The sequence below is a fragment of the Acetobacter oeni genome (genome assembly GCF_011516825.1).
GTDB lineage: Bacteria > Pseudomonadota > Alphaproteobacteria > Acetobacterales > Acetobacteraceae > Acetobacter > Acetobacter oeni.
This window is the reverse complement of the sequence record NZ_WOTA01000003.1, coordinates 165,343-190,977: the sequence shown is the minus strand read 5'-3', so window position 1 is coordinate 190,977 and position 25,635 is coordinate 165,343. Positions and strand designations below refer to the sequence as shown.

Here is a 25,635-nt window from a genome sequence, read left to right as displayed (position 1 = left end):
CGCGACCGGTTTTTTTTACCACCCCTGCCTTAGCAACCCCTGTCCGTTCAGGCGTCTTCCGTCTGACGATTGCGATACCGTCCCCGGGTTAACGGTAGACCATGCCGCCGTCGATCAGGATGGCCTGTCCGGTGACATAGTCTGAATCGGGGCCGGCCAGCCAAGAGACGAGACAGGCAACATCATCGGGCGTTTCGGCGCGGCCGAGAGCAATACCGTTCACGAATTTGTTATATGTTTCGCCCTCAGGCGCGCCTGTTATTTTTGAAAACTCACTGTCGATCAGCTTCCACATCCCTGTGCCGACAACGCCGGGGCAGTAAGCGTTGACCGTGATTCCACGGGAAGCATATTCTTTCGCAGCGGCCTGAGTGAGTCCTCTGACGGCAAATTTTGTGGCGGAATAGGCACCGAGCATGGCGTAACCTTCATGTCCCGCGATCGAGCAGGCATTGATGATCTTGCCTTTCTGCTTCCGGCTGATGAATTTCGCGGCGGCAAGCTGGATTCCCCAGAGGGTTCCTTCCAGATTTATGCGAAAAATCGTGTCGATTTCTTCAGGGGTGACATCTGACAGGGGCTTGACCTGTGCGATGCCCGCATTGTTGACGATGATATCGAAGCCGCCGAGTTCGCTTTCCGCGTGGTCGATCGCAGCAGCGACTTCATTGCGATTACCGATATCGGCGTTGTAAAAAACTGCTTTGCGGCCCAGAGCTTCGATCTCCGCGACCACATCCTTCATCGCGGCTTCGTGGATATCGACGACGGCGATATCGGCGCCATCGCGGGCAAGACGCAGGGCGATCCCGCGTCCGATCCCCTGCCCTGCTCCGGTTACCAATGCCACTTTTCCCGGTATTCCAGCCATTGTTGAGGTCCTGTTCATAAAAGGCGCCGCATATCGGCCAGCAGTGAACGGTGTCAGCGGTCCGGAGTTTCTGCAGTGGCTTTATGGCCAGGTCGCGAATCGCTGGAGCCGGGTGTCCCCGCACGCGGGGCTGTCTTCAGCATCTTTGGGATAAATTCAGCGAAACAGTCGAAAGGTTCAGGACGCCGGAGGAGCGTCTTCCCCGGCCTCGGTCAGGCCGGAGAGTTCAGTACGACCGACGAGGCCAAGGGCGAAATCCCGGGCTGAGAACGGACGCAGGTCTTCGGCTTTTTCGCCGACACCAACGGCGTGGACGGGAAGTTTGAAAGTATCGGCAAGAGCGACGACGATGCCGCCCCGGGCGGAGCCGTCGAGTTTGGTGACGATCAGACCGGTGACATTGACCAGTTCGCGGAAGACGCGGACCTGCTCGATGGCGTTCTGACCGGTCGTGGCATCGAGCACGAGAATGACGGAGTGCGGTGCGGTCTCGTCGAATTTTTTCATCACGCGGATGATTTTCGCGAGTTCCTCCATCAGCGCGCCTTTGTTGTGCAGGCGTCCGGCGGTGTCGATCAGGACGAGGTCGGCGCCTTCGGCCTTGCCGCGTTTGAGGCCTTCGAAAGCGAGACCGGCGGCGTCGCCTCCCGGCTTGCCGGCAATAACCTGGGTTCCGGTACGTTCACCCCAGATCTGAAGCTGCTCGACGGCGGCAGCGCGAAAGGTGTCGCCCGCCACCATGATGACTTTTTTACCCTGCTCGCCGAAATAGCGGGCCATTTTGCCGATGGTGGTGGTTTTGCCCGTGCCGTTCACGCCGACCATGAGGACGACGTGAGGCTTCAGCTCGGGGTTTGGCTCGAAGGGAATGGCGACGGGTTCGAGCACGCGGGCGATTTCGTCGGCAAGAGTGGTGCGGATTTCCTCGTCGGTGACTTCGGTGCCGAAGCGGCTGGCGCGGAAGGATTCGATGATGCGACCGGCCACGGCTGGGCCAAGATCGGCGGCAATGAGCTGGTCTTCCAGCTCCTGCAGGGCAGCCTCATCCAGCTTTCGCTTTGTGAAGACGGCGCTGAGTTTCTGGGTGGAGCGTGACAGCCCCTGCTTGAGACGGGAGAAAAATCCGAGTGCCATATTACACGATCTCGGCCACGAGGCCGCCTTCGTCAACCGCCGTAGCACGCAGGATCTCAATACGCCCGGCTTCGGAGCGACCTTCCGCGAGGCGGACGGGAGCAAATTCCGCGCTGTGACCGCTTTCCGGGGTTTCCATCAGGACGCGCAGATCACGACCGAGGAGGCTGCGGTAATAGGTTTGTGCAGCCTGGTCACCAATGGCGCGGATCCGGGCGGCACGGCTCTTGCGTTCGGCGACGGGAATGGCGGGCATCCGGGCGGCGGGGGTATCGGGCCGGGCGCTGTAAGGAAAGACGTGCAGGTAAGGCAGGGCGGCCTGCTCCAGGAAGGCTACGGTTTCCTCGAAGAGGGGTTCGTCTTCGGTGGGGAAACCGGCGATGAGATCGGCGCCGATGCCGATTTCCGGACGGATTGAGCGGGCGCGGTCGATGACAGCGGCGGCATCGGCCACAAGATGGCGACGCTTCATGCGCTTGAGAATCATGTCCGAACCGGCCTGAAGCGACAGATGCAGATAAGGCATGAAACGGTTTTCGTTTTCGAGCAGACGCCAGATGCCCTCGTCGATTTCGACGGGATCAACGGAGGAGAGACGGAGGCGTTCGAGTTCCGGGACCAGGGCGAGGACGCGGCGGCAGAGCTGGCCGAGACGGGGGGTGCCGGGGAGGTCGCCGCCCCAGGAGGTGATATCGACGCCGGTGAGGACGACTTCCCGGTAGCCGGCGGTGACGAGGGCGCGGACCTGTTCGACGACGGCGCCGACCGGCACGGAGCGGGAGGGGCCGCGACCGAAGGGGATGATGCAGAAGGTGCAGCGATGGTCGCAGCCCTGCTGCACCTGGACGAAGGCGCGGGTGCGGCCTGCGAAATCGGTGACGAGATGGGCTGCGGTTTCTTTTGCCGCCATGATATCGGAGACGGCGTGGCCTTCGGTGAGGGCCTTTGCTGACCAGCTTTCGGCTTTCAGCTTATCTTCGTTTCCGAGCACGCGTGAGACGCCGGGGATGGCGGCCCAGCGGTCGGGGTCGATCTGTGCCGCGCAGCCGGTGACGACGATGCGGGCGCCGGGGCGCTGACGATGGGCGCGACGGATGGCCTGGCGGGCCTGGCGTTCGGCCTCTCCGGTGACGGCGCAGGTGTTGACGATGATGACATCATCCAGTCCCGCGGCATGGCCGCGCATGACTTCGCTCTCATAAGTATTGAGGCGACAGCCGAAGGTCAGGATGTCCACACCGCCGCCTTCTGTCGGGGCGTCGGCATCTGTACTGGTCATTTTGGATAGGCCTCGGGATCGACCGTGCCTTCGAACGCGAGCTGCGCCGGGCCGGTCATCTGGACGTGATCGTTGTCATCCCATGCGATAAGCATCTCCCCGCCGTCAACCTCAACTGTCATCCGGCGCCCTGCAAGGCCTCGTCTGACGGCGTTGACGGCCGCCGCGCAGGCTCCGGAACCGCACGCCAGGGTGAAGCCGGCGCCGCGTTCCCATACGCGGAGACGCATGTGGTCGGACGCATCAATGCGGGCAAAGCCGATATTAGCGCGATCAGGGAACAGGGGATGCATTTCCAGCGCGGGGCCTCGCTCGGCCTCCGCGAGGTCGTCCACGAAGAAAGTGACATGGGGATTGCCCATGGAGAGCGCAGCAGGTTCGCCGTCCAGCGGCAGGCGCAGAGTATCAAGCTCTTCGGCGAGAGGAACGTCCTGCCACCCGGTCCGGGGGCGGCCCATATCGACAGTGACGGTTGCCCTGCCCTCTTCCTTTGCCGGGAGCACGCGGGCGGTCAGGAGGCCTGCGCGTGTCTGGAGGGTCAGGTCGCTCTGCCCGGTTTCGGTGGCCAGCAGGCTGGCAACGCAACGGGAGGCATTGCCGCAGGCCCCGGCTTCGCTGCCGTCCGGGTTAAAGAAGCGGACGAAGGCCTGGGCATTTGCGTTCAATGCGGGCGTCAGCGTGACAAACTGGTCGCAGCCAATCCCGCGACGGCGATCGGCTAGTGCCGCAATGCGTGTCGGTGAGAAGTCGCGGGGGGTTTTTCGTTCATCGACGACAATGAAATCGTTACCCAATCCATGCATCTTGCGAAAATGTATCGACATACCGCCTTATATACGGAGGGAACTGTTTTCAGGCGACAAAAACACAGAGTTTCAAAAAGTAACACACCTGATATGCAATTTACGAATATCTGTAATTTGTATAATTATTATTTACTGCGTTTAGTCAGCAATGCTTTGTCGCAATTGACTTCTTCTTGAAAATGGACGCTTCTCGCCAATGTCGCAACGCCCGACGACTCTCCGCCGGACCAGATACTCTTTTGTACTCGCTCTTTTCACGGGATCGGCTCTGATCCCGCTTTCGGCCCGCGCGGATGATCAGAGCGAATCTCTGGAACTGATGGAAAAGCAGATTGCGCGTATTCAGGAGCAGCAGTCTCAGCTGACGCATGCGCTGGTAGGGCTACAGAAGCAGCTTATCGCACGCAAATCGTCATTACAGCATTCATCGTCGAGCCATGCGGCACTGAGCAAAACGACGCGTCAGCATATTTCTGTCGCCAATGGCACGGCTCCGGAGCGGCTGGCAGCCTTGCCTGGCGAGGAGACCGAAGGCAATCGCGTTGTCAGTCGGCGCAGCACGGGTCCGGATGTGACGCCGACCTTCAGGGGAGTTGATCAGCCCACGGTCGAATCGGTGGTTGCCCGGCGTGCCGAGGACGTCATTTCGCGTATGGCTGAAAATAATGTCGGCCCGCATTCGCGGGATACGGTTGGCGCGCAGGCGGCAGGTGCCGTGGGTGATCGCGGCGTTTTCCACATGGGACCGATCATGCTGGCGCTTGGCGGATTTATTGATACGTCTTCCGTTCTTGAAAACCGGCACATCGCCAGCGGGACATTCAATTACTGGCAGGACATGCCGTATCCGAACGAGCCACGCTATCATACCAACAATTTTGAAGGCAGCGCCCGTTACAGCCGTATTTCGCTGATGGCGCGTGGCAATATCAGCAAGACCGAAACCATTTCCGGTTTTTTTGAAATGGATTTCGGCGCGGGTGCGGCGACGACGGACGCCTATGAGAGCAACAGCTATTCGTTCCGGCTCCGCCAGGCCTATCTGGCCTATGACAACAGCGAAGCGAATTTCCATTTTCTCGCCGGTCAGGCGTGGAGCATGCTGACACCTGATCGTGTGGGCATTATTCCGCGTCAGGAGAGTTTGCCCGAAACGATTGATGCGGCGATGCTTGCCGGTCAGACATGGACTCGGCAATGGCAGGCGCGTTTTGTGAAAGACATGATGCATCATCGGCTGTGGCTGGGGCTTTCGATCGAAAATCCGCAGACGCTTTACGATACGACCGGCTTTACCGATAATGACGGCGCGGTTTCTCTGCCGAACGGTCAGACGGCAACGATTACATCCGACGGCACAGGCCTGACCAACCCGGCTCCGTTCTCGAACGAAGTTGCGCCCGATGTGATTGCCAAGCTCGCCTACGATCCATCCTGGGGACATTACGAACTTGAAGGCATTCTGCATTTTCCGCATGACCGTGTGTCCGGCGTTGGTTATGGGCACAATAACACTGTGATTGCAGGCGGGGGCGGCGGGTCGATGATCGTCCCGATTATTCCGCACAAGCTTGAGGTCAGACTGGCTGGTCTGGCCGGTGTTGGAATCGGGCGATATGGCTCGGCTCTGCTGCCGGATGCCACACTGAACGCACAGGGCAAGCCGGTGCCGTTGCCGTCGATCCAGGCCACGGCCGGCATTATCGCGCATCCGACTTCCGCGCTCGATGTCTATGGGTATTTCGGGACGCAGCGTGAGGGACGCCGTTCCTTTTCCGTCGATGGCGCGAATTATGGATATGGCAATCCAAACTATTCCAACGCGGGCTGTGAGATCGAGCTGTCCTCCCTCCCCTGCACGGCCAACACGAAAGGCGTGACCGAAGTGACAATCGGTGCGTGGTGGCGTTTCCTGAAGGGGCCGTTCGGCACGGTGGAAGCCGGCACGCAGCTGGCCTATTCGCGGAGGCAGATCTGGCAGGGTGTGGGAGGCGATCCTTCGACGTCCATGAGCCAGATATTCTTTGATTTCCGGTATCTGCCGTTTCAGTAATCCGGGGCCCGGACGGTCATCGGCGAGAGAGAAATTCCGGAGACGATCCGGACTCTCTTTCCCGTTTTCGGTTCAGTGCTGGCATTTTTAAGCAATAGTCTTTATTGCGTGCTTCCGACTTCGTTCCATGGACATCCCATCACAATGCCTTTTCCGGACACCGTTCCTGCCCTCGCCCGCGCACTGGCCGAGCGGGGTTATGACGACCCCACTCCTGTACAGGCCGCCGTTCTGGCGGATTCTGCCCGCAAGCGGGATCTGCTTGTCTCTGCCCGGACGGGCTCCGGAAAGACCGTGGCTTTCGGGCTGGCGATGGCAGAGGATCTTCTCAATCCCGCCGGTGAAATTCTGCCGGCTGCCAAACCGATGGCGCTCGTGATTGCACCGACACGTGAGCTTGCGTTGCAGGTCAAGAACGAGCTGTCCTGGCTGTATGCTCAGACCGGTGCGCGAATTGTCTCCTGCGTGGGTGGAATGGAGCCCCGCAAGGAAGCTCGCGCACTAGCGGGCGGCGTTCATATTGTCGTCGGCACGCCTGGACGTCTGTGTGATCATCTGTCGCGTGGCAATCTTGACCTGTCCGATCTGAAAGTTGTCGTGCTCGACGAAGCGGATGAGATGCTGGATCTCGGCTTTCGCGATGAGCTGGAAACGCTGCTTCAGGCGACACCCGATACCCGCCGCAGCTTCATGTTTTCGGCGACGATTGCCCGCGAAATCGCACGGCTGGCCAAACGCTATCAGCACGATGCGCTGCGGGTGGACACGATTGGCGACAATGAGCCGCACACGGATATCGAGTATCGGGCCATTCTGGCTGACCAGGGCGACATGACAGGGGCCGCGATCAATACGCTGCGTCTGATCGAGAGTCCGGCTTCCATTGTGTTCTGCCATACCCGCGAGGGCGTCCGGCAGATGCAAAATGCGCTTCTTGAGCATGGTTTTGCTTCTGTCGCGATTTCAGGCGAACTCGGCCAGAACGAGCGCAGCCGGGCGATCGAGAGCCTGCGTAACGGTCAGGCACGTGTCTGCGTAGCGACTGATGTTGCAGCGCGAGGCATTGACGTTCCAACGCTTGGTCTTGTCATTCACGCCAGCCTTCCCGGGAGTCCGGCCACGTTGCTGCACAGATCCGGACGCACGGGGCGAGCGGGACGCAAGGGGATCTGCGTTCTGATCACGCCTCCGGGACGTCGCAGGCAGGCGGATCGTCTGTTCCAGGCAGCGGGTATTGACGCGACCTGGTCATCTTCTCCGAGTGCTGAACAGATTCGCGCTGCGGATGCGGAACGGCTTTTGTCGGCGCCGGTGTTCGATCACGAGCCGACGGCCGCGCAGCAGCAACTGGTTGAACGCCTGACAACGGAACGCACGCCGGCTCAGCTTGCCGAAGCGCTTGTTTCGCTCTGGCAGGCCAATCTGCCAAAGCCTGCCAATGTTCGCAGCATAGCGCCCGGCGCCCCGGCTCCGGCCTCTGCTCGCGGACCGCGAGAGTCATCATCGCGTTTCGAGCGCACGGGAGACCGGGCCAAGCCTGCAGCGCGGGATCGGGACAGCGCCGGGGGGGCATGGTTCCGCCTTTCGGTCGGACGTGCGGATAAAGCGGATCCAAAATGGCTGGTGCCGCTTCTCTGCCGTCTTGGCGGTGTGACGAAACAGGATATCGGTGCGATTCGGATTGCGCCGCAGTATACGCTGGTTGAGATTGCCAAGGATAAGGCCGAGCGCTTTACGTCCTGCGCCTCGGGGGCTGATGCCGACGAGATCAGCATCGAGCCGTCTCAGCCGCCTTCGGATAAAGAGTCGGCTCCTGCGCGGGGGCGTTCTCCGGGAAGCAAGCCACCTGCGCGGAAACGGTTTTCTTCCGGCCCGCCAGGCAAAGGGTCTTCGCGCAAGCGAGGCTGAAAACATAAAAAGGGCCGATCCTGCGCTTGCCGGACCGGCCCTTTTGATTCAGGAAATGTAGCTGGCCAGCGTCAGGCCTTTCAGGTCTGAGATCAGGGTGTAGGATGCCTCCAGCTGATCTGTGATCTGCGTGCTCTGCGTGGATAATGAAGCCATATCCGCATCCGTCACATTTCCGAGCTGCGTACTCAGCATTGTGCTCATCGAAGTGAGAACGGATGACCGGGACGAAAGGCTGTCCTGCGTAAGACCAAGGCTGCCTTCCGTACTGGTCAGCGACGTCGAGATCGAGCTTGTCGAAGACTGCAATGTGGAAACAAGATCCGAGAATTCTGTGCTGGACGTATCGGCGCTGCCGAGTGATGCCACGATCATCAGGTTCCGCATCAGATCTTTAATCGTCGAACCTGTGGATGTTGATGTCGCTGTCGTGCCCTCGGTGGCGACCACACCGACTTTAACTATGTCGTCCTGTCCGACCACGGCTGTGCTGTCGAGTGTCGAAACGGTCGAGGGATCACCGGAGAGCGAGCTGGAGAACACGGAGGCGCTGGAAAGGGTTGTGCCGGAATCAGTTGTGCCTGAGTTACCGGAAGCCAGTGACGTTGCCTCTTCAAAGACAGATGCTGCGCCGTCCGTCGAGAGCTCTGACACGATGTCAGCGGTGGACGTTGCCAGATCGCTTGTTGCGAGGCCGGATGGATCGGTAACGGGAGGATTTGAACTGTCCGTGCCGGCGAAAACATAGCCCGTCCCGGATGTTGTGTTCAGAAGTGTACCGAGTTCCTCAAGATCCGACGTTGCTGACGCCACGATCGTTGCGAGTTCGCTCTGCCCTTCTGAGCCTGACAGCGAAGTAAGGCTGGTTTGCAGACTGGTGGCGATTGAGGAAATCGCCGTCAGTGCTGTCTGGGTGACGGACAGATTTGTCTGAGCGGACGTTACGGAACTCTGCCAGGTCGACACGGCGGTAATCTGCGGAGAGAGACTGATCGCCTCCGCCCTGTCATCGCCGAGACCGGCATAGGTCTGCGAGACGACCCCAGTGCTGGTCTCGTCCGCGATATCGGTCTGTTCTTCTGCAAGAGTTTTTATGGACTGCTGAAGCACATAGGATGTGCCTGTCGCGCCATATAATCCAACTGATGAGCTCATGATTATTACACCGCATCCAGGAGGGCCGTCCACATCGTCTGCACGACCGTGACGACTTTAGCATTGGCCGTATAGGCATTTTGCAACGCCACGATATTTGACATCTCGTTGTCCACATCCACGCCCGACACATCGGAAACTTTGGTTGCGAGACTGGTCTGCACGGTGGTGGCCGTTGAAAGATCTGAGGTGGCCGAAGATGCGACGGCGGCCTGAGCTGAGGTCAGCGTCGTAGCCAGTTCGCTCAGACTCTGCGTTCCGCTGTAACCGGTCGAGATGGTTCCGGTGGCGCCCAGCGAGGTGGATGGCGCCGCCAGGTCTCCCGAGACATCGGCGTCCGCAGACCCCAGTGCTGTCGAAAGGGCCGCCGCGGCCAGTGTGGTGCTGCCATCGGGAACAAGCTGCGATGTATCACTGACGAACGAGGGATTAACTTCCAGCGTACTGGAAAATCCGGTTATGTTTGTACTTGAGATCGAGCTGCTGTTCGCCGTCGTTGTCGAGCCATCGGATGCAAGCGTTGTTCCGTCCGAAAAAGTCATGCTGTCGGAGCTGCTGGTGAACAGCGACAGGCCTGCACTTTCGAAACGATTTGCAAGCGTATAGGAAAATGAATCCAGTTGTGCCTGCATCGTCGGATAAGTCGTGTCGCGAAGCGCTATGTTCGCACCCAGACTTCCGCCCGTCAGACTGGTAGTGATATCTTTCCCGTTCAGTTCGATGGCTGCGGGATCGCTCGTCAGGGTCGAGGGGTCTGTGTAGGCGGAAGTCGTTGTAAGTGTTGAATCCGAGGTTGACAGTGGCCAGGTCGACGTCGGGATTTCTATTCCGGACCCGCTTGCCGGCTCTGTTGGCAACTGTGTGCCGTCAGCCGTTTTGACAAGCATATCACCCGTCGAGGTTTCGGTGAAAGTGACCGAAACTTTCGATGAGAGATCAGACATCGCCTCTGCGCGCTCATTTTCCAGATCCGCGGTACTTGCCCCCTGCACCTGCAGCGCGACAATCTGCTGGGACAATGAGCCGATTGTTGTCAGATCAGTATTGACGCTGGATACGCCACTGACGATTGAATCCTGGGCAGACTGCCGGGCACTCTGATAGGCATCAGAAAGCGTGCTGATTGTACTGACCAGCGACTGCGCATCGGAAATGACGGTAGACTGCGCTGTTGAATCTGTCGGATCTGAAACAAGGGTTGTCAGTGCATCGGACACATTACCGAGTTCATCGGAAAGGGTATCAGTCGATCCGGAGTCCGAACTTGTCGAGCCCTGAAGCGCGGTGATTGTGGAGAGGGAGTTATCTTTAACGGTCAGAGCTTCGACATCCGCATTCTGCGTATATAAGCCAGCTTCAAGAGCATTATTAACATTGCGTGTCGTAAGGCCAATCGATACGCCCGAGCCGGTTCCCGTCGTGTCTTTTGTGTTAACGTTAGCAACTTCCTCGACGTATCCGGTCGTACTGGCATTCGATACGTTTTGGGAAAGCACACCGATAGCGTACTGAGTGGCTTCGAGGCCGCTGGTTGCGATCGACAGTGATGTGTTCAGGTCCATGGGCACCAGCTCCACCGAAAAATGCTGCCATCATACTCAGATGAGACGAAAAGAATCAGGACCAGCATCCGGCCTGTCCTGACAGTTGGAACAACCCGGGTGAGACACCTGCGTATGAGGCAGGCTGCCTCACCGGAGTAAAAAAGACGTAAATAATCCCTTAGCGGATCATGGAGATCGTATCTTCAAGCAGGGTATCTGCTGTCGTGACGACCTTTGTATTCGCGCTGTAGGCTTCCTGCGTCACGATCAGATCGGAAAGATCGGATGTCAGATCGGTTGTTGAGGATTCCGTGGAGGATGTCTCAAGCGTTCCGGTCCCGTTCGCGCCGACTTCGCCGGTTGTGGCCGAGCCGGAGGTAGATGTGGACACATACGCCTGTCCGTCAACGGCTTCCAGCCCGTCCGCGTTTTCAAAGGACGACAGTGAGATCTTGCCGACCAGCTGTGTATCGCCGTTGCTGAATTCAGCCATGATGGAACCGTCCGATTCCATCTCGATACCTTCATAGGTTCCGGTGGTGACGCTGTCGCTGGTGAGTGTGGGGTCCGTTGAGTTCGCGGCAGCTGTCGTGGTGCCTGCGTCGCTGCCGATGTCGCCGAGGTTGATGTCGATCGACTGGGCGGCGGCGCCATTTGTATAGGTCAGCGTGACGCCAAGGTCAGCACTGGCGCCGGATGTCGAGATGCTGGACCCGGCGTAGGATACCGCTCCATCGGAGCCCGCAACCCCCTGCACGGCGGACACGAGGTCGCCGGATGAATCGAATGTGACCTGATAATTAGATGTAGCGGAAGAGACGGACATTGAAGAGTCCGAACTCGATATGGCGACATCATAGACAGTATCTCCGGAAGCGGCGCTTGCCGAAGCCGTTGTATCTTCCGTCCATGTTGTCGTGAGTGTGTGCGCGTCCGACTGAGAATCGTAGATTGTCGAAGACAGGGACGTCGATCCGGATGTTCCGGGAGTGATACTGCCGGTCGAGGTAAGGGTCGTCGTTTCCGTCGGACGAAACGCGATATCTGCTACGTTAATCTGCGTCAGATTGGATGTATCCAGCACGCCCGTAGTTGGATCGACCACATATCCGTCGAGGTAATAACCGGAGGTGTTTTCAAGGTATCCGTTTTTATCTTCAGAAAAATCGCCGTTTCTTGTATAATATTGCTCATCCGAGAAACTCTCTTTTCCTGCCGTCGCCTCTCCGTCCGCCGCTGAAACGTCAAAAAAACCGTTGCCCGAGATAGCAACTGACAGCGAGTTGGTGCTGGTTGCTATTGTCCCCTGCTCCTGCGTCTGCGTAGTTGTTACAGCTCCCACGCCGTCAGACACAGCCTGCGACGTGGACAGTGAATCCGATACGAAATCCTGAAAAGAGGTTTCGGAGGCTTTGTATCCGACCGTCTGACTGTTTGCGATGTTATTACTAAGATTTGTAAAGGCTGTTGACTGAGCATTGATGCCCTGGACTGCGGTATTCAGTGCGTTAAAAATCGACATGGATCACTCCCTGAGTCGGCTGCCGGAAGCCAGGACGCCGACAGACCTCGATAAAAGAGAGTATGCAGGAAACGTGCCAGACGGATGCGAACCGGTAAATTGCCGTATTTCTCAGGCATTTCCTGCCACCGGGCGGCATCATGACAATGATTATGCCTGGGCGACGAAGGGCTGATGCGATCACAAAAGACCGAAAGCGCCCGGCATATTTTGCCTACACGGCACGAATAGCCGGGAACAGCGTCCTCCCGTGATCCGGCCACGGTCAAAAAACTGCGAAAATATGATGTTCGGCCGCGTGGCCCGAAATTTGCATCATCTCTGACAAGGATCACAGGATCAGGGATTGTTATGGCTGGCTTGCTGACATCGACGCTTTCGGGAAACAGCCTGACCAGCTTCAGGGGAGGCAGCGGCGCGCCGTCTGCCGGGGGCAGATCAGCATCTGAAGCCGGCGTTTCAACCACAGGGACGGGCGTGGCGACATTTTCCGATACCCTCGATTCGATGACGGCGGGCACTCAGGTGAGCGCGACCGGCGATATACCCCCGGTTAATTCCTCGACTGTAGACTCAGCCTCATCGACGGTGTCTGCGGCTTCAGCCGGGACAGTAAGCGGCAATGCAAGCCAGGGAGTGAGTAACAGCGTGTTCGGTTCGTCGACCATTCTGTCAGGCGATTATATCGCGGGAACTGGCGCTGGCGGTTCCAGGAAGGCGGCCGCAGGCGAAGTGGAGCAGGAGCAGGAGCAGGCTGATGCCGCACTGGCGCTTTCAGAAACCGGCTCAGACGGTCACAGCGACGCGCCGTCGGCCGGGGACAAGGACACGACGAAGGCTGCGAAAAAGAATTCGGATAAAGACGGGGATGTGAATGATGGCGGCGAGTCCTCTGCCCTTCCGACTGACCTGTCGACAGATGCGCTCAGCCTTGCCGTTATGATGGATCGTGGGGGTGAGGAACGATCGGTTACACTTCCGACTGCGGGGACGGACGATGACAGCATATCTGTCGCGGCGGTCTGGGGCAGCGTTGCAACAGCATCGGCAACCGGCAGCGGGGCGGCTGTTTCGCAAAACAGTTTTGAAGAGCTTGCAGCTTCTTCCTCCGGAGCGGGCGGGATATCGACCTCTCCCGCCGCAGGTGCGGTGGCGGCCACAGACACGCTGACGTCTGCCTCTCTTTTGTCTGACGCGCTGACGTCGCAGATATCGAGCGAGGGCGCTACTTCAGAAACCAGTCTGACGGAAACCGTTTCCGCAACATCTGCACAGGCGGATGCGTCCGGCACATTATCGGTGTTGGCTGGTGACAGTCCGGGCAGGAACACTGAAAACGGAAGTTCGGTTTCGACGTCACAAAGCTCATTGTCGACGGCTGTGTCCGGGCAAGCGAGCGCTGAATTACAGATGTCGACATCCTCTTTAGCTGCGCAACCGATAAGCGGGAAAACGTCGCGATCGGGAACCGGCGGGCGGGCGGCAAACGCCGTTGCATCTGGTCGACAGCTCGGGACGACCGCCGGGGATGGTGGGGCGCCCGTCTCATCCGGAACGCCCGACATGACGATGCAGCCCTCCTCCTCGTCTCAGGCAACACCTGATCAGCTATCGGCGGTGAATTATGAAGGAAATTCTGCGCAGACTGCTCCGGGTGGATCCGGTCAGCAGGGCGCCTCTATTGCCGGAGCATCGACGACGGCTGACACGGTATCGGTAGCAGCTTCCGGAAACAAGAGTCGTGAGGCCAGGTCATCGTCCGGGACAGACGCTGTGGCGACGACCGACGGGACGACGCAGACTGCAGGCAACGACACGGCTGACGGCGTGACAACGCAGTCGGCTTCAGCGCATGAGTCTTCGTCCGAGCAGCAGGAAGATGGAAGAAATCATCAGGAAGCCAGCCGCGAGACACAGCCGGCAGGCGAAATGACTGGTCCGCTTCAGGGCGTAACGGAAAGCCCCCTGTCTCCGGATACGACATCGGGCTTCAGCGTTAGTGACAATGAAAATGAAAACATAACGAGCTCGACAACAAGTGACACAACTGATGTAACCGCTGCCCGGATGACGGTCGGGCAGTCTGCGGATGGAACGTCATCTGTCAGTCTCACTGTGCCGGTCAATGGTGATCAGATGCCGGTTCATGTCACCATTGGTCAGAATGAAGATGCATCCGGCCTTCATATCCACATCGGAACGGAAGCGCTGACCACGCTGAATGAACTTCAGTCACACAGGAGCGAGCTTGTCGATGCGCTGGAAAGCGCGGGCGTTTCTGCCGGCAATGCTCAGATTTCATTTGGGATTTCAGATACGTCAGGTAATTTTTCTTCTTCTCAGCAGGATTTTTCTAATTCTGACAACAGTTCGGCGTATCAACCCTGGTCCGGAGATTCGGGGACCTTCTCCGGAGAGAGCGGCGAGAACCCGGGTGGTTCCGGGCAGCAGTCGGTCCGGGCAGCAGCATCCTCGGGGCTCAGCCTCAAGACAGATGAAACACCCTATATTTCCTCATCAGATTTTTCACGCTCCGGCATCAACATAACAGCCTGAAGGACAGGAAAAACCGTGACCTCCGTATCAAGCACGACTTCCACAGCATCGACCGCCAGCCTGCTTTCGGCAGCTGTGACTGCTGCCCAGGGAGCAGCTTCGACGAACAAAGCAACAGCAGCGTCATCGACCTCTACTTCGACATCGTCCGGAACGAGTGCGCTGTCATCGCTAAGCAGTAATTTTAACACCTTCCTGACCCTGCTGACAACGCAGCTTGAGAATCAGGACCCGAGCAGTCCGATGAGCAGCGATACCTTTACCACCGAACTGGCACAGTTCGCCGGAGTTCAGCAGCAGGTGGATACAAATACGAATCTCGAAACGCTTATTTCACTGACTGAGGATGGTCAGGAATCCAGCAATATGTCTCTGGTTGGAAAAACAGCGACAACAACAGCGAGTGTCTTCCCGCTACAGGATGGCTCCGCGAACGTATCTTATACGACAACCTCTGCTGAACCTATTGCCATTGCCGTCACCAACAGTTCCGGAACGGTTGTCAAAACTGAAGAACTGACCTCCACCGCCGGCACCAATACCTGGACGTGGGATGGCACGGATAGTGACGGGGATCAGCTTGCAGACGGGGCCTACAATATCGCCGTCGAGACGATGGACAGTTCCGGCAATACGTCTGCTGTCGCAACCAGCGTGACGGGAACGGTGACTGGAATCGACCGGAGCGCCAGCGCGATTTACGTTGAGATGGGCAGTTCGAAGGTCAATATGACGGACGTTACGTCTTTCTCTGACAGCTCTTCCGATACCTCGGCATCAACCAGTACGTCTTCGAGCAGTTCATCATAACTATCCCCGGACTGCAAAGCACCTGCCGGCACCGGCTGGCCGGAAGGTTGCGGGAATCAATGCCGGGCTCATCTGAGCCTGATTATGCCGGCTACGACCTGTAACTTATCAGTGGTCCCTGCCGCTTTACACTGACTGAATATAATTACGCGTTCGATTCTGTTACGCGCAGCAGCGGCGCAGCCTCTCATTAAATCAGATTCTGACGCCTTACCCGGCAAAAAATGCCGAGCATTAACCCGACAGTAATCGCCACCTCTCACATTTACGAGACAAGATGCAGCCAGACTGAAACGGAACTACGTGCCCGCCAGAACTCTCTTTCTCACGAGACATTTCAGAATGCACTTCCAGTCGATTCCTTTGTCGGATGGTCTCCATTGAAAGCAACATTATCCGGCCTTAAATCACTTGGCCTGCCTCGTCTGATCGCGCTTGGCGCAGTCGGCGTCGGACTCCTCGGAATGCTCACGGCACTCACGCTGCACGGCTCTCAGCAGCCGATGTCACTGCTCTACAGAGATCTTGATCTCCATGAAGCATCGCAGATGTCCGAAGATCTCGAAAAAGCCCATATCGCACACACTGTTTCACCTCAGGGCGATTCCATTTCGGTTCCCCGTGATCAGATTGCATCGGCCCGGCTGATGCTAGCGCGGGATGGCCTGCCCTCCGGAGGTTCGGTGGGCTATGAGATTTTTGATCACGCCAACACCCTGACGACCACGCAGTTCGAGCAAAGCATTGATGAGACGCGCGCGCTTGAAGGAGAGCTGGAACGGTCTGTCCGGCTGATACGCGGCGTCCGGGGAGCGCGGGTGCATCTTGTTCTTCCGCATCGGGAGATGTTTTCCACGGAAAGTCAGGCAGCGCAGGCCAGTGTTCTGCTCACTACGGCGGGAGGCAGAATTGACTCCGAAAATGTTCAGGCCATTCTCAATCTTGTTTCTGCTGCGGTCCCGGGACTGAAGCCACAGAATATCTCAATTATTGACAACCACGGAAATGTACTTGCCCGTCCGGGTGATGAGGCTGGCCCGCTGGGCCTCGCGCACAGTATTGATGAACAGCGGCAGACAAATGAAACGCGGCTCTCCCAAGCCGTCGAGACCATGCTCACGCCGACGCTGGGAGCAGGTCATGTCCGGGCTGAAGCTGCCGTAACGATGAATCTTGATCAGGTTCATGAAACTCAGGAAAGCTATGACCCTGATCAGCAGGTCCTGCGTTCGCAGCAGACAACGTCGGATAAAAACGTAAACACCGAAGGACAGCAAAACGTCTCGGTTGCCAACAATCTTCCCAATGCGAATGCCGGCCAGCAGCGCGGAGGAAGCCAGGATGACCGACGGGAAGAAACGAACAACTACGAAATCGGGAAGCGCGTAAGGACTGTTGTTCAGGACCAGCCGCGTATAGCGCGTGTGAGCCTTGCCGTTATGGTTGACGGAACCACCCACCCCGGCACCGATGGCAAGCCGGTATGGGCGCCTCTTGACGCGGCGGAGATTGAGCGGATTACGACTCTGGCAAAAACGGCGATCGGTTACGATGAAAAACGTGGCGATACTGTCAATGTCGTGTCGATGCGTTTTGCATCTGAAGCGGAGAATACTGTTCCTGCTCATACAGGATGGATGGGTCTTTCGATCGATAAAGACGACATCTTTCATATTGGACGCGGCCTCGCTCCCGGCCTCCTGATCTTCCTGGCACTGGCATTCTTTGCAAAGCCACTTCTGAAGAAAGATGCCGGGGATAAAAATGAAGTTGGCGAAAATTCTGTTGCCACGCTTTCTGACGAAACAGAGCGTCCTGTCACAGCCCTGAAAGAACTCGATGAAGACTCTCCCGGCTTCGGGAGCAATGCCCCTCTTGCCCTGGAAGGTCCGGGGACCAGCCAGTCAGAATTCATGAATCTGTCCGGCATCGACGGGCGGCTGAAAGCTTCCGCAATCCGTCGTGTTCGTGATCTTGCAACGAGCAATCCTGATGAGAGCCTTACCATTATCAGATCGTGGCTTTCGCCGCAGTACGAGGGTTAAAACATCATGATGGGAAAAGCTGGCGTAACAGGCGCACAAAAAGCGGCTATCCTGCTTCTTGCTCTGGGCGAAGACAGCAGCACTCAGTTATTTTCAACGATGCATGAATCTGAAATCCGCGAGATTTCAGCTGCAATGGCCACTATTGGCACCATTCCGGCGGAAACTGTCGAAACGGTCTGCAATGAATTTTCCAAATCTTTTTCCTCCGGTGACATGCTGGTCGGGACTTTTGAGACGACCGAGAAAATGCTCAAAAAGGCTCTTCCTCCAGATCGGGTCAACCAGATCATGGAAGAAATTCGCGGACCTGCCGGCCGCACCATGTGGGACAAGCTTGGAAACGTTCCTGAAAACGTTTTAGCGAATTACCTGAGAAATGAATATCCGCAGACAGTTGCTGTCGTTCTCAGCCGTCTTCAGCCAGCTCATACGGCACGCGTTCTTGGACTCTTGCCAGAAGATTTTGCAGTCGATGTTATGATGCGCATGCTCCACATGGAGAATGTTCAGCGCGACGTTATCGACAGTCTGGAAACCACACTTCGATCAGAATTCATAGCCAGCCTTGCCCGCTCATCCAAAAGAGACAGCCACGAACTTCTGGCTGAAGTATTTAATAATTTTGATCGCCGGATTGAAGGGCAATTCATGAACGCGCTGGAGCGCCGTAATCTTGAGGACGCGGAGCGCGTCAAGGCGCTCATGTTTACCTTTGACGATATCAAACGTCTTTCAAAAGAAATAATCATGAGGCTTATGCGCGACATCAACCGGGAGAAACTTCCGCTCGCGCTGAAAGGGGCATCTGAAGAGGTTCGTGCTCTTTTCCTTTCCTCCATGACCGCACGCGCGGGGAAAATTCTGCAGGATGAAATCACATCCCTTGGTCCGGTACGCCTTAAGGATGTTGATGCGGCCCAGTCAGAAATTGTAGCTGCCATTAAAGAGCTCGCTAACCAGGGCGAGATCGATATCAATCCCACGGCGGGCAACAACGAGTTGATTCCGTGACACGTGATATTGTGATTCCTTATTCAAATACAGCAGGTATTCTGTTTGCCGAGGATTTCGATGCGCTGCCTGACGAAACCATCTCCGGAAATGATGAAGCTGTTGCGGCAGACGAAAATCCGGGGGCGCCCCTCCCCCCTCCGGTAACGACTTACACCGAGGACGAACTGCGCGATGCAATTGACTCCGCTGTCAGAGAGGCTGTCGAAACGACCGAGAAGAAAACCCGCGAAGCCGCTGAAAAAGAATATCAAGCGAAACTTGAAAGCGAACACAATATACGCATCCAGAATATTGAAAACATTCTGTTATCTGTGCAGGCGAACTTATCGTCTCACATGGAGGTCTATACAACAGCTGTCACGAGGTCATTTCTGGAAGCCATTGTGACTGCATTCCCGCAATGGGCAGGGAATATCGAAGCATTACGGCCTGGAGCGCTGCTTGGTGACATATTACCACTTTTTAGCGGCGATTTTCAGGTCGGTCTTCATCTGAATCCGGAAACGGTTGTTCTGTCAAAAGAGGACGAAGTTCTGACTCGTTTTTTTCAGAGTAAGTGGCTCAGTCTCGAAACTAATAATTCTCTGGGACCAGATGATTTTATCATGACATGGCCTGATGGAAAACTCAGTCGAAACCTGGATGATACAGTTAACGCTCTTTTATCCACACTTCAGTCTTCTTTCAATTCTTCGTCCCAGCAAAAGGATATGCACAATGGCTCCTCAGTCAGCGCTTGACGACCTGAACCAGTTCGAAACGGTCAATCAGGATCAGGATGCGGCGTCATCGCATAGCCTTGAGGCCGTATATGACATCCCGGTTACAGTCAGTGCCGTTCTCGGGCGCTCGACTATGCAGGTCAGCCAGCTACTAAAACTGGGACGCGGAGCGGTGGTCGAACTCGACCGGAAGGTAGGAGAAGCCATCGATATTTACGTCAACAACAGACTAATTGCACGCGGCGAGGTCGTTATGGTCGATGATAACCGGCTCGGCGTAACAATGACAGAAATCATCAAGTCGGATAAAAATAACTGAGGTTGTGACCCGATGCGCGTTCTTATTGTCGGCCCTTTATCTGGCGAATTGGGTAAAGCTGCGAGTATTGTGCTCGCACGCGGCGCTCTGGTCGATCATGTTGAGTCCGTGGATCAGGCTCTGACCAGAATATGCGATCAGGGAGATCATAAACTTGTCATTTGTGGTATAGATTCCTCCATTTCATGCTTAGTAGCAGGACTTCAGCGCGAGCGCATTTCAATACCTGTTCTTGCCTGCGGTCCCGAAGATCCGGAACTGGCAGCTCTTGCGATTGCAAACGGGGCTGAAGACTACATTCCTCTGCCCCCGGACCCGGATCTTATCGCTGCCTTTATCCAGAATGCCACAGATGAAAGCCTGACAGTTCTTTCATCTGATCCTGTCATGCTTAGCGTTGTCGCAAAAGCTGACCGAATAGCCGCTTCTGATGCATCCGTTCTGATTACCGGAGAATCCGGAACTGGAAAAGAAGTCATGGCACGCTATATTCATCAGACATCTAAACGCGCAAAAGGCCCGTTTGTCGCATTGAATTGCGCGGCATTACCTGAAACACTGGTTGAATCCGAATTGTTCGGTCATGAACGTGGTGCTTTCAGCGGAGCGGCCGCTCGACGAATTGGCCGTTTTGAAGCAGCGGATGGCGGCACTTTGTTACTTGATGAAATCAGTGAAATGGACGTTCGCCTGCAGGCTAAACTGCTCAGAGCGATCCAGGAACGCGAAATTGACCGGCTGGGAGGAAGCTCTCCGGTTCCGGTCAACGTGCGGCTTATTGCAACATCAAATCGTGATCTTCCGTCGGAAGTCTCTGCCGGAAGATTTCGGGAAGATCTGTATTTCAGACTTAATGTCGTTTCAATAACTCTTCCCCCGTTGCGGAGCCGTGCACTTGATATTGCTTTTCTTGCCCATCATTTTTCACGTAATTACAGCGAGATAAACGGGCTTCCTGACCGTCCTCTCAGTCCGGAAGCGCTACAAAAACTTGAAAAGCATAGCTGGCGAGGAAATGTGCGTGAACTGGAGAACGCCATGCATCGTGCAGTATTAATGGCACCAGGAAAAATTATCGATGCGGATGCCTTCGAATTTTCTGAAGTTCCGGACCTTCAGAAAGTGATTTCTGCCCAGGAGATTCTGGCACCCTGGGTCGGGCACAGAATGGATGAAGTGGAACAGGCTCTTATTCTTGATACACTCTCACACACCGACGGAAATCGTACACACGCGGCATCTCTGCTTGGCATTTCCATTCGCGCTTTACGGAACAAACTGCGCGATTATGCTCAGCAGGGGGCAGCTATTCCTCCTCCCACACACGGCATGACAGCGTCTCAATGAGCAACACACAGACACCAGCCGTCTCGGGCTCACGGAAAATCGCAAATGATTTAACCAGAAATCTGCGTGCCTTCGACATTAAAAATCTGAAAAATGGCGGATGGCGAAGGCTGTTACCTGGAACGGATGTGGGCCTTGCGCTCGGCGTAGCGGCACTTCTTTCGATCCTGATTTTACCACTCCCAACCATGATCCTAGACATTGGACTGGCTTTATCGGTCACGTCTTCCGTTCTGATCCTCATGGTTGCGCTGTTTCTCAAACGCCCTCTCGACTTCACATCGTTTCCAACACTTCTTCTGCTCACGACACTCCTGCGCCTTTCACTGGAAGTGGCGACGACGCGGCTCATTCTTGGCCATGGCAATGAAGGTGTTTATGCCGCCGGGCATGTCGTTGCGGCTTTTGGCGGCTTCCTCATGGGCGGAGATGTTGTCATCGGAGGAATTCTGTTTTCGATCCTGCTTGTCGTCAATTTTATGGTGATCACGAAGGGATCTGGACGAATTGCGGAAGTTGCTGCCCGTTTCTCACTGGATGCGATGCCTGGCAAGCAGATGGCGATCGACGCGGAACTTGCATCCGGAGTAATTTCCGACAAAATCGCACGCGTCAGGCGGCGAGAGCTTGAAGAGGAAAGTGGTTTTTACGGCGCCATGGATGGTGCGGCAAAGTTCGTAAGGGGCGATGCCATCGCCAGTTTGCTTATTACGGCCATTAACATCATGGGCGGCCTCACGATCGGTCTGGTTCGGCATGGCATGCCGCTTTCTGAAGCGGCTTCAGCGTTCACGACATTAACAGTCGGTGACGGGCTCGTATCGCAAATTCCGGCCCTTCTTGTCTCGACTGCCGCTGGTATTGTTGTCACTAAGGGAGGAACCGAAGGAGCTGCAGATGCCACTTTGGTGCGACAGCTGGGCGGGGGAGTAAAACCGCTTGCCCTTGCAGGCGGGATTGCATGTGTCATGGCATTTATGCCGGGGCTGCCAGCTTTTCCATTTCTTGCCCTGGGCGGTCTTGCCAGCGCTGGTGCATGGATGCGTTATAAGCATCCTCTTACTGATGAAGACGAAAATCCGGTTACGACGGCAGTCGTTCCTGCCAGCTCAGAGCCTCCGATTACGGATTCTCTCCGGATTGACATGATCCGTCTGGAACTTGGTTTCGGTCTGCTTTCTCTCGCAAGCGGAGAGACGCCGCAACTTACGGAACAGATCAAAATTCTGCGCAAAACTGTCGCATCTGAAATGGGTTTCATTCTCCCACCCGTACGCATTCAGGATAATCTGCAGCTTGGCACTGATCATTATTCGGTCAGGATTAAGGAGATCGAAGTCGGTTCCGGCGAGGTTCGGCCTAATCGTCTTCTGGTGATGAATCCCGCCGGCGGTCTGCCCGATCTTCCTGGCGAGACTACTAAGGAACCGGCTTTCGGACTACAGGCCATGTGGGTGGAAATGAACCTGCGGGAAAAAGCGACCTTTCAGAATTATACCGTCGTTGATCCCGCAAGTGTTATTGTTACCCATCTTAGCGAACTGGTGAGAGAAAATCTTTCGGATTTGCTGACATATACCGAAACTCAGAAGCTTCTTGACGACCTGCCACGTGATCAGCAGAAGCTGGTCGCGGATCTGATACCATCGCAGATTTCACTTGGCGCCGTGCAGCGCGTGCTGCAGGCTCTTCTTGCTGAACGTGTTTCCGTGCGGGATCTTTCGACAATCCTTGAGGCTGTTCAGGAAGCCTGCGGACTGGGTCTTCGAGCTATACCGCAAATTGTCGCACATGTCCGAACCCGGCTCTGCCGACAGATCAGTGCCGCTTTTACCGGACCGGGAGGCTACATTCCGATCGTCACTCTCGGACCGGCGTGGGAAAGCGTCTTTCTTGAAAGTATGGTTGGACCGCCGGAAGATCGTCAGCTTGCCATGGCACCGTCAAAGCTGAACGAATTCATTTCCCGCCTGAAATCGACTCTGGATCAGACTTCGGCACACGGAGAAGCCCCTGTTCTTGTGGTGAGCGGTAGCATCCGCGGTGCCGTGCGCGCGATCATGGAACGTCTCAGGCCAGCAACACCGGTGCTGGCACAGACTGAAATCGCGCCTCGTGCGCGTATTCGGACGCTTGCAACCATTAAGTAAGTAATTCAGCTCAGAATAAAGTTTCATTACGGAATATAGCATGAAATTAAGAACATTCTCTGATGTCAACATGAAAGATGCCGTCAGGCAGGTACGAGCGGCGCTCGGGGAGACAGCACTTATCCTCTCTGAGCGCGTCACCGTGAATGGTGTCGAGGTTGTTGCCGCCACAGACGTTCCTGACCCGGAGGCTGTGGTTTCTGATGCAATCCGCAACGAACGGCTCTGCGGTCATGCCGGCACAGAGCCGCCATCTGCTGATATGGATCTGAAAACATCTGATTTTAACACTCCGACAGATGTCAGCGACTATACTGCCCCTACCACTCTCAAAGAGAGCCTGCTCTGGCACAGAATTCCGGAAATACTGGTCGAAGACCTCACGACTGCAACGCTTTCTGTTTCAATATCAAAGCTTGTTCGTTTTGGTTCTTTTTCTTTTTCGCCCGGGAAGTCACCACTGGCTCTGGTCGGCCCTCCAGGTTCGGGCAAAACCCTCTCCGTGGCAAAGCTTGCGACCAGGCTTGTACTCGCAGGCAACACACCACTTGTCATTACGACAGATCGCGAATGTGGGGGTGGCATTGACCAGCTTGCCATTCACACGCGTCGCCTTGGCATTCCATTGCTGGCAGCGCATGATATCAAAACGCTGAAGCGAGCTCTGAATCAACGACGGAACGGGCAGCCTGTTCTTATTGATACCGCTTCGGTCAATCCCTATTCTGCTGATACGCACGCGGTTCTTACCGAACTGACATCTTCGACGCGGGCACAGCTCTGTCTTACTGTTCCGGCAGGACATGATACTGAAGAGTCTGCTGACATCGCCGAAATTTTTGGCAAAGCGCGGACCCGAATGATGATTGCCACCAGGATGGATCAGGCCCGTCGCATTGGAAATGTGGTTACGGCAGCAGCCTGCGGACTGGTTTTGACAGAAGCAGGGATCAGTGATGCAACGGTTGGAGGGCTTGTCCGCCTTACACCCCGCATACTTGCCTCCCGCCTGGCAAAAAGGGGAGACCCACCTGTCGCAGATGACGCTCCGTCTGAGCAGGCACTCTCCGCAACAGATCAGGGACAATCCTTCGAGTCGGATTTACCTACGCAACAGATTAAAAACCGGGCGAATCTGACACATCGTCATCCGGTGGCATCTCTGGTGCAACGGGCAACCCACCCTGCCGCGCTGTCTGCAATGTGAGGAACGACGAAATGTCAGAGACTGTGTTTACCTCTCAGCCTCGTCCTTACAGCAAAGCTGTCAGGCCGTTATTTTCCCAGAAAACAAAAATTGCCGATCTGAAGTCCACGCCGCGCATTATTGCAGTAGCCTCCGGGAAAGGTGGAGTTGGCAAAACATGGTTTTCTCTCACGCTCGCGCATGCTCTTCTCCGCGAAAACCCTGACAGAAGGATACTCGTTGTCGATGGAGATTTTGGTTTGGGAAATGTGGATATCCAGTTGGGTCTGCACCACAAGTTCGATATAACACACATACTAAAGCAACAGATTTCGATTCCCAGGGCCGTTACACCATATTTTCTGACAGATCCAAACAGGCCGGCCACCCGGCTTCAGCTTGATATTCTTCCGGGCCACTCCGGGGCTTCGACGTTGAGTTTCCTGAAACCGGATAATGTACATGATCTTCTCGAACAGCTTCGGATGCTGTCTGCTTACGATATTATTCTCATTGATCTCTGTGCCGGGATAGACTGGAGTTCCAGGGCAATTGCAGCTGCGGCAGACAGGCTTCTTCTGGTGACGACAGAAGAGCCAACAGCATTGACCGATGCGTATGCGGTCCTGAAATTATCGATCAAAGACAGACAAACAGACGGTTTCTCCATGACAAATGCAGAAATTGTCGTGAATCAGGCGACCGGCCTCCGGTCGGGAGAAGCAGTTTATGCTGTTCTTGCCGAAGCATGTAGTCGCTTTCTCAAACAGGTGCCTAAGTTTGCTGGTGTCGTGAGGCGTGATCGACGTGTTTCAGAAACGATTCGTCTGCAACGTCCTTTTCTTGGCCATAATTCAGGGTCAATGGCTGGGATTGACGTGACACGGATTGCACGACGTATGTCTGAAGATCGTTCTGGGTATGTCGTCAGTTAAGTCCGATAATTGCGGACACAAGCTGAACTGCTGCGAGGAAGATTGATTTCAGCTTGTTATAACGTGTTGTAATACTCCTAACTGCTTCAGTCTGGCAAAGAAGCATCTGATCTCGTTTCTCTCTATAAAGCGGGAAGCTAATTTTCCGTGTAGTGCGACGGTTTTTCCTTGATAGAATGACCGATATGGTCTGTTGTTCTTCGAGCTGTTCGATGAGTGGATTGGTATCACAGGCCTTAGCAGCGATGAAGACTCCGGGATCGACTTCATCGGGCG

19 protein-coding genes are annotated in these 25,635 nt (G+C 55.9%); 12 read left to right on the top strand and 7 right to left on the bottom strand.

Annotation, left to right across the window (positions count from 1 at the left end; genetic code table 11):
* Nucleotides 1–88: 88 nt before the first annotated feature.
* The 4 genes from GOB90_RS03380 to dapF all read right to left on the bottom strand — a co-directional run bounded on the left by GOB90_RS03380 (nucleotide 89) and on the right by dapF (nucleotide 4,108).
* Nucleotides 89–871 carry an acetoin reductase gene (locus GOB90_RS03380; RefSeq protein WP_146884715.1) on the bottom strand — a complete coding sequence of 261 codons (783 nt, stop codon included), beginning with the start codon at nucleotides 869–871 and terminating at the stop codon, nucleotides 89–91.
* Between the two features lie 177 nt (nucleotides 872–1,048).
* Nucleotides 1,049–2,005: a signal recognition particle-docking protein FtsY gene (gene ftsY / locus GOB90_RS03375; RefSeq protein ID WP_146884717.1), complete on the bottom strand. Its 957-nt coding sequence runs from the start codon at nucleotides 2,003–2,005 to the stop codon at nucleotides 1,049–1,051.
* 1 nt (nucleotide 2,006) lies between these two features.
* On the bottom strand, nucleotides 2,007–3,284 hold the full coding sequence (mtaB, locus tag GOB90_RS03370; RefSeq protein WP_146884719.1) for a tRNA (N(6)-L-threonylcarbamoyladenosine(37)-C(2))-methylthiotransferase MtaB: 1,278 nt from the start codon (nucleotides 3,282–3,284) through the stop codon (nucleotides 2,007–2,009).
* Entirely contained in the window at nucleotides 3,281–4,108 is an 828-nt protein-coding gene (gene dapF, locus GOB90_RS03365) for a diaminopimelate epimerase (RefSeq protein ID WP_146884726.1), read from the bottom strand. The genes mtaB and dapF overlap by 4 nt, the downstream gene beginning before the upstream one ends.
* A gap of 178 nt (nucleotides 4,109–4,286) precedes the next feature.
* On the opposite strand from dapF, the gene GOB90_RS03360 reads away from it, so the two are divergent.
* Nucleotides 4,287–6,143, top strand: a complete 1,857-nt coding sequence (locus tag GOB90_RS03360; protein WP_146884728.1) for a hypothetical protein — start codon at nucleotides 4,287–4,289, stop codon at nucleotides 6,141–6,143.
* A gap of 144 nt (nucleotides 6,144–6,287) precedes the next feature.
* The gene (locus GOB90_RS03355) at nucleotides 6,288–8,051 is read left to right on the top strand and encodes a DEAD/DEAH box helicase (RefSeq protein WP_146884730.1); all 1,764 of its coding nucleotides are present in this window, start codon (nucleotides 6,288–6,290) and stop codon (nucleotides 8,049–8,051) included.
* Nucleotides 8,052–8,099: 48 nt separating this feature from the next.
* Here GOB90_RS03355 and GOB90_RS03350 read toward each other — a convergent pair whose 3' ends face one another.
* From GOB90_RS03350 to GOB90_RS03340, 3 genes are all read right to left on the bottom strand, one after another.
* A complete protein-coding gene (locus tag GOB90_RS03350; RefSeq protein ID WP_146884732.1) occupies nucleotides 8,100–9,206 on the bottom strand; it encodes a flagellin in 1,107 nt (368 codons plus the stop codon).
* A gap of 5 nt (nucleotides 9,207–9,211) precedes the next feature.
* On the bottom strand, nucleotides 9,212–10,768 hold the full coding sequence (gene flgK, locus GOB90_RS03345) for a flagellar hook-associated protein FlgK (protein ID WP_146884734.1): 1,557 nt from the start codon (nucleotides 10,766–10,768) through the stop codon (nucleotides 9,212–9,214).
* 160 nt (nucleotides 10,769–10,928) lie between these two features.
* Nucleotides 10,929–12,272, bottom strand: coding sequence for a flagellar hook-basal body complex protein (locus GOB90_RS03340; protein WP_146884736.1), 1,344 nt, complete (start codon nucleotides 12,270–12,272; stop codon nucleotides 10,929–10,931).
* A gap of 351 nt (nucleotides 12,273–12,623) precedes the next feature.
* Between GOB90_RS03340 and GOB90_RS03335 the strand changes: the two genes are divergently transcribed.
* The 10 genes from GOB90_RS03335 (at nucleotide 12,624) to GOB90_RS03290 (ending at nucleotide 25,359) form a co-directional block, all read left to right on the top strand.
* The gene (locus GOB90_RS03335) at nucleotides 12,624–14,828 is read left to right on the top strand and encodes a hypothetical protein (protein ID WP_146884739.1); all 2,205 of its coding nucleotides are present in this window, start codon (nucleotides 12,624–12,626) and stop codon (nucleotides 14,826–14,828) included.
* A 15-nt stretch (nucleotides 14,829–14,843) separates the two neighbouring features.
* The gene (locus tag GOB90_RS03330; RefSeq protein ID WP_146884741.1) at nucleotides 14,844–15,638 is read left to right on the top strand and encodes a flagellar hook assembly protein FlgD; all 795 of its coding nucleotides are present in this window, start codon (nucleotides 14,844–14,846) and stop codon (nucleotides 15,636–15,638) included.
* Nucleotides 15,639–16,018: 380 nt separating this feature from the next.
* Nucleotides 16,019–17,683: a flagellar basal-body MS-ring/collar protein FliF gene (fliF, locus tag GOB90_RS03325; protein WP_146884743.1), complete on the top strand. Its 1,665-nt coding sequence runs from the start codon at nucleotides 16,019–16,021 to the stop codon at nucleotides 17,681–17,683.
* A 6-nt stretch (nucleotides 17,684–17,689) separates the two neighbouring features.
* On the top strand, nucleotides 17,690–18,697 hold the full coding sequence (gene fliG, locus GOB90_RS03320) for a flagellar motor switch protein FliG (protein ID WP_146884745.1): 1,008 nt from the start codon (nucleotides 17,690–17,692) through the stop codon (nucleotides 18,695–18,697).
* The gene (locus GOB90_RS03315; RefSeq protein ID WP_146884747.1) at nucleotides 18,694–19,440 is read left to right on the top strand and encodes a hypothetical protein; all 747 of its coding nucleotides are present in this window, start codon (nucleotides 18,694–18,696) and stop codon (nucleotides 19,438–19,440) included. The genes fliG and GOB90_RS03315 overlap by 4 nt, the downstream gene beginning before the upstream one ends.
* The gene (gene fliN / locus GOB90_RS03310) at nucleotides 19,418–19,741 is read left to right on the top strand and encodes a flagellar motor switch protein FliN (RefSeq protein WP_146884749.1); all 324 of its coding nucleotides are present in this window, start codon (nucleotides 19,418–19,420) and stop codon (nucleotides 19,739–19,741) included. The genes GOB90_RS03315 and fliN overlap by 23 nt, the downstream gene beginning before the upstream one ends.
* A 12-nt stretch (nucleotides 19,742–19,753) precedes the next feature.
* Nucleotides 19,754–21,088, top strand: coding sequence for a sigma-54-dependent transcriptional regulator (locus GOB90_RS03305; protein ID WP_146884751.1), 1,335 nt, complete (start codon nucleotides 19,754–19,756; stop codon nucleotides 21,086–21,088).
* A complete protein-coding gene (flhA, locus tag GOB90_RS03300) occupies nucleotides 21,085–23,238 on the top strand; it encodes a flagellar biosynthesis protein FlhA (RefSeq protein ID WP_146884753.1) in 2,154 nt (717 codons plus the stop codon). Before GOB90_RS03305 ends, flhA begins: the two co-directional genes overlap by 4 nt.
* Nucleotides 23,239–23,278: 40 nt before the next feature.
* Nucleotides 23,279–24,445 (top strand): flagellar biosynthesis protein FlhF, encoded by a 1,167-nt coding sequence (locus GOB90_RS03295; protein ID WP_146884756.1) that lies wholly within the window; start codon nucleotides 23,279–23,281, stop codon nucleotides 24,443–24,445.
* 11 nt (nucleotides 24,446–24,456) lie between these two features.
* Nucleotides 24,457–25,359: an AAA family ATPase gene (locus tag GOB90_RS03290; protein WP_146884758.1), complete on the top strand. Its 903-nt coding sequence runs from the start codon at nucleotides 24,457–24,459 to the stop codon at nucleotides 25,357–25,359.
* Nucleotides 25,360–25,635 lie beyond the last annotated feature (276 nt).